The sequence below is a fragment of the Empedobacter sp. UBA7252 genome, assembly GCF_002472765.1.
GTDB classification, from domain to species: Bacteria; Bacteroidota; Bacteroidia; order Flavobacteriales; family Weeksellaceae; genus Empedobacter; species Empedobacter falsenii_B.
Genome location: NZ_DKSQ01000057.1, coordinates 33,605 through 39,480, shown reverse-complemented (window position 1 = coordinate 39,480; position 5,876 = coordinate 33,605). Strand labels below are relative to the sequence as shown.

Below are 5,876 nucleotides of genomic sequence, written 5' to 3'. Positions count from 1 at the left end.
TTAACAAGGGGAAGATTACAATGGACACAAACAAATTCGGATGGCTTTTTTACAATAGAATTAACGAACGAGAATACTAATTTGTCTTTTTCTCAAAAAGGAAAAGAAACACAAGAAATTGTTGTAGATTCTTCAGAAAATAACGTTTCGATTGTGTTATACAATCAAACTTTACGTTTGGAACAAGTTGATATTTTCCCAAAAAAAAAGAAAGAATATTCCGAGATTACGCTTGGTAAAGAAGCAATAGAAAATGTGCAAGCGTTTTCGTTAAACGAAGTTTTGCAACAATTACCAGGACAAGTAACAATGGATTTTAATAATAACGAGTTCAAAAATGTTGTTTTTAGAACTGCGATTTCTTCAAATAATTTGGGATTATCAGGAAGTTTGTCAAGTAATACAAATAATGATCGCAAAGATTATTTTCAGAATAAAGCGTTTGGGACGTCGATTGTAGTCAACGATATTCCAATTTCGAACAATGAAAATATGCAAGCGTTTACTTCCTTATCTGGTGGTGGTTTCAATGATTTTAATAACCCTAGTTATGGTGTTGATTTACGTCAAATTACAACTGCTAATATCGATGAAGTAAAAATTATTCAAGGAATAGCTCCTGCAAAATATGGTGATTTAACTTCAGGATTAATCATCATCAATTCTAAAGTTAGTGCAACTCCCCTACGCGCTTCCATTTCGATGTTAGATGCGACGACTGAATATAATATGTCAAAAGGTTTTAAAATTAATGATAGAAATTTCTTGAGTTTGTCGGGTAATTATTTGGCTTCTAATGAAGATGTTCGCGATAATTTAAAATCCTATAATCGTATAACAACAAATGCGGCGTGGAAATCATCAAACAAAATCAATACATTGGTTAATACTTTAGAAGGAAGTTTCGCAATCAATAATGATAAAATAAAATATGATCCAGATGATATTTCGGATCCTAAAATAAAGAATGACAAGTTTTCGATTCGATTATCTAATAATCTGAAATGGAACTTGAAAAAAGATTGGATTGATGCTTTGAATGTTGATGCAAATATCAGTTATGAAAAGCAAAATTCGAAAGAAGAACGTTGGAATAATGTCGCAACTGCTGCGGTTACAACTTCTACGGAAAATGGAATTTCGGATGCGATATTTTTACCAAATCAATACACGTTTGTCAAAAATGTAGAAGGAATTCCGATGTCTACTTTCTTAAATATAGAAGGTGTGAAAAATTACGAATCTAAAAATAATTGGAACCATACTTTTTCTGTTGGTTTATCTTCTCGATCAAGCTCTAACAAAGGTCGAGGGACATATACGGACGAAAATACAACGCCTAATTATTATACATTAAGCGGTGCAAAAGGTGGTTTAGGTTATCGTGATTATAATTTCAAAAATACCAAAACGCAATGGCAATTGTCTGTCTATGCAGAAGATAGAATTGTAAAATTTGGCGAAAATGACAATGTTTTCAAATTAGATTTAGGATTTAGATTCGATAATCAGTATGGAAATAACACATTTCAACCGCGTATAAATACATCTTATGCGTTCAATAAAGTGTTTAGAATTCGTGGTGGATACGGTATTGCTTCTAAAGCACCTTCGTTAAATCAGCTATTCACGGGAGATCGAATTTATGATCGTTTGTTGGGAGACGGAATTTATTATGTCAACAATAAACAATATGGGTGGATTGAAACGTTTCTTTTGGAAGGAAATAACTTAAACTTGAAACCAAGTAGATCTTACAATTCAGAAATTGGTTTTGATGTTAATTTACCTTTTGGATCATTAAATGTAACAGGGTATTATAATCAATTGAAGGATGGAATTTCAAGAGTTGATCATGTAGCAACTTTAGAAGGTTCTACAATTAGTGTCGACACATCCACTTCTACTCCAACTTATTCTGTTATTGGGAAAGAAGCCTATCAAATTATTTATAATACTTTGGAAAATAATTTAGAATCGACAGATAAAGGTATTGAAATGTTTATGAATTTTAACCGAATCAAACCTCTAAATTTAGATATTTCAGTGAATGGTTCGTATACAAAAACTACAAATAATAAGCCTGTTTATGAATATTCGGCTTCTACAAATGTTTTAGCAAAAGAGAAATATGCTGTTTATTATAATCCAAAATCGAATGATGAAGCTTTAATGTTTGGAACAAATTTTAATTATCATTTAAAAAAAGTTGGATTGATTTTATCTCTTCGTACAGAACATATTTTTATTCAAAATCACGATAAATACAACAATAGAAATCCAATTGGTTACTTAGATGAAAATTCTGTTTATCACGAAATTCCTGTCGAAGATCGAGGAAATACAGAATTATACGGACATTTGATTAAAGCTCCACAAAAAACATTAGCAGAATTACAAAATTCATTGCATAATTTTCATTTACGTATTTCGAAAGATTTCTTAAATGGATTCAAAGTATCTGTTTATACAACAAATGTTTTTGGTTTAAAACCTACTTATATCAACGATTCTGGTGAAAGAATTGTTTCAAAAATCGCAAAATTTTCATTGGGAGGTAAAATTGAATATACTTTCTAATTCTAAACAATTTCAAAAAAGATTATTATGTTAAAAAAATATATACTTCTCACTCCTATTTTAGCAAGTTTATTATTTAATTCTTGTTCTGATGATGATTTTGGAAATTCAGCGGTTCAACCCGTTACATTTACAACAAAAGTTACTTTTGATAGCGATTTTGATGCTTCAAAATTACCTGTAAATGCGAAAACAATTCTAAAAAATATACAAACAGGAATGACGAATGAAGTAATTTATGCAGATGGTTTAATTTTTGGACAATTATTTGGCGCAAATACAGTCGAATCTCAACCATATTCCCAAGCAAATGGACAATTAGATTGGTCTAAAGGTGAAGGAAACACAAAAGGTGCAGAAGCAAATACAGGTTATGTGTATGTTGCGAATGCGGTTCGTATTCCAGGAAATGGAACGACTTATCCAGTTCAACCAGGACAAAGTATTACAATTGCGCAAACGGCGATAAATCACAAAGGAAATTACACCGATGCAAATGGTAAAGTAATCGAAATTCTAAAACCAGAGTTGACGGTCGATTTATCAAATGCAGATTTTGAGGTAAATATGACGAGCTATTTAGGTTCTCAATATTCATATGATATTCAAAATCCTGCTGTTCCAGATTTAGATATTGTTTGGTGGGCAAATGGAAATAAAGATTTATTGTTTGATAATTTAGGTCGTCAAGCTTATATTCTTTTTAGGGCTGATGAAAATGATATAAATGGTTTTGGAAAAGTTAAAAATCCATCAAATAAAACGACGTATCAGTATTTACAATTGCCGAATTATTTTATTTTAGATGCTGTAGAAACAACACAAGACATGGGAACTAAATTGGTTCCGAAAAAATTACAGAACAAACAAGATGCTGGTTACGTCTATTTAACAGCAGGATCTTATACATCAACATCTATTATTCGTAAAACTCAAAAAACAATTAATGGTCGTATAATTTTGAAGGATACAAACAATTCGACAAACGATTTTGTAAACATCAAAGCTGAACCAAAGATTTTTGCGCAATAGAAATTAAAAAACATGAAATCAATTGATTTAACAACATACGATAACAAATTATTGAAAATTGTTTCTTTTGCTTGTTTACTTTTAGGAAGTACATCATTTGCGCAAGAAAATGATTCGATAAAAGTAACTTCTAACGAAGCTGAACAAGTTATAAAGGATTTGAATTGGCAATTACCTGTTGCGACACATTCTTTACCGATTAAAGATTATACGCATACTGGAATTTATTTCAGTCATAAAAACAATCAATTTTCGCGTAAACAAACAGCAGAAGAAACAAGTCGTTACGGTTTTTTGAGCGAAGGTTTATATACAACTGAAAATGGTTTTAGAATTTTCGGAATGATTGACTTGCAGAAATTCAATGAAAAAAATCTTTCATGGAACCTTTCTGAAGAGCGTACAGATGAGCAACAAGTGCTTTCTCCTCAATATTTCTACGTTCCGCGTGCAGCAGATTGGGATAATCAGCAATATTTGATTCGTGGTGGAGTTTCGAAAAATTTTGGCAATTTAACTTTGGCTGCAAAAGCTGAATTGAATGTCAACAAAATGGCGCGTAAATTAGATCCTCGTCCAGAGATTAAAAACAATCAATTAGTTGGAGAAATTCAAGTTGGTTATGAACTTTTTGAGGGACATCAGATTTTTGTGTTAGGTTCATATGGTCGAAAAGATAAAGATTATAGTCTAAAGTATAAAGGTAGAAATCAAGATGTAGAAGAAAATTCGAATACCTATTTGCGTTACATGGCTGGTTATGGTCGCGAAATTAATAATCCATTGAGAAATAAAATAGATAACGAAAAAACAATTTACGAATATTTTACACGAAATATCATTTCTAAAATCGGTGGTGGATATCAATTTAATTCAGACAATACAAAGTTGATTTTAGGTTACAATTACCAAGAAAATCAACAGCGAATGTATGATAGCAAAACAAAAGAAGATAAGTTCTTTATCTATGTTTGGGATATCAACGAGCATTTTGCTTATGCGAATTTTATGACAAAATTTGATAACAATACAATCAATACACGTTTAGATTTTTCGAGAAAAGATGGTGAAAATTACGATGTTTCTATCGGTGGAATGAATTATCAAAATCGTTTACAAAATCTAAATTTTGATGTTAACTTAGCTAATCGTGATGTTACGAAAATGAATTATTTTCTTGGATTCAAAACAAGCTATAATCAGAACAAATATTACGATGCTTTAGCTATTTATGACATGAAAATTAAATCGTTAGATGTTGGTATTTATGGAAATAAAGATTTAATGTTGAATGATAATTCGAAAATAAATATTGGTTTAGCTTTTAATTATTATGCTTTATTGGATTCTTATTTTGATTATACAAAAATGACTGGAATCAACGAAGATACTTTCTATGACAATGTAGCGGCTTATGATTATGCGTACAATACAACCAATCATTTTGATGCTTCAACTTCTATTCGCTACATTTTACCTGTAAAAAACAATAAAACAATCGAAGTATATACGCAGTTAAAAGGTATATTTGCAACAAATAAGAGCAATTTTACCGAAATCAATACAGATAATACGTATTTAATGAATTTCGGAATTCAATTAAATTATTAGAATGAAGATGAAAAAAATGCTTCCAATCGTTGCATTTGGTGCGACTACTCTATTTTATGCGTTTAACAGTAACAAAATAATCGATCAAGGTTATACAGTTACCGAATTACGTGCATTGTATAGTAGCGGAGATCAGTCAAAATGGCCTAAACCAACTGTTGACGAAAGTGTTTTGAAAGATGGTTTTGAAGATATTGGTACATTAGGTGAAGTTCCTTTTCCTAAAGATAATCCGTATTCTAAAGAAAAAGCTGAGTTAGGAAAATCCTTATTTTTTGATCCTCGTTTATCAAATTCAAATCAAATTTCTTGTGCAAATTGCCACGATCCTGAGCTGAATTGGGGTGATGGTCGTCGTGTTCCTTATGGCGAAGATCGACAATTGGGAGCGCGTAATTCGCCGAGTTTGATGAATGTTGCTTACTCAAAAGTGATGTTTTGGGATGGTCGTGCAAAAACATTGGAAGAACAAGCTGAATTTCCGATTCGTGATAAAAAAGAAATGAATCATCATATTGATTTTGCAACAAAACGAATTGCTGAAATTAATGGTTACAAAGAATTATTTAAAGCTGCTTTTGGTGACGAAAAAGTAACGAATGACCGTATTACAAAAGCAATTGCAACCTTTGAACGTACGATTTTATCACCAA

General features: G+C 31.1%; 4 protein-coding genes. All 4 read left to right on the top strand.

Features of this window, described 5'->3' with window-relative positions; all coding sequences use genetic code 11:
• Positions 1-2,580: TonB-dependent receptor (locus B2X73_RS08255; RefSeq protein WP_291096203.1), on the top strand; the 2,580-nt coding region annotated here is incomplete at its 5' end.
• A 27-nt stretch (positions 2,581-2,607) separates the two neighbouring features.
• Positions 2,608-3,612 carry a DUF4876 domain-containing protein gene (locus B2X73_RS08250; protein ID WP_291096201.1) on the top strand — a complete coding sequence of 335 codons (1,005 nt, stop codon included), beginning with the start codon at positions 2,608-2,610 and terminating at the stop codon, positions 3,610-3,612.
• A 12-nt stretch (positions 3,613-3,624) separates the two neighbouring features.
• Entirely contained in the window at positions 3,625-5,223 is a 1,599-nt protein-coding gene (locus tag B2X73_RS08245) for a DUF6850 family outer membrane beta-barrel protein (protein WP_291059635.1), read from the top strand.
• Between the two features lies 1 nt (position 5,224).
• On the top strand, positions 5,225-5,876 hold a 652-nt coding region (locus B2X73_RS08240; RefSeq protein WP_291096199.1), incomplete at its 3' end, for a cytochrome-c peroxidase.

Coding starts and splice junctions, on each gene's coding strand:
- B2X73_RS08245 (WP_291059635.1), top strand. CDS start 3,625: ATGAAATCAATTGATTTAACAACATACGATAACAAATTATTGAAAATT.
- B2X73_RS08250 (WP_291096201.1), top strand. CDS start 2,608: ATGTTAAAAAAATATATACTTCTCACTCCTATTTTAGCAAGTTTATTA.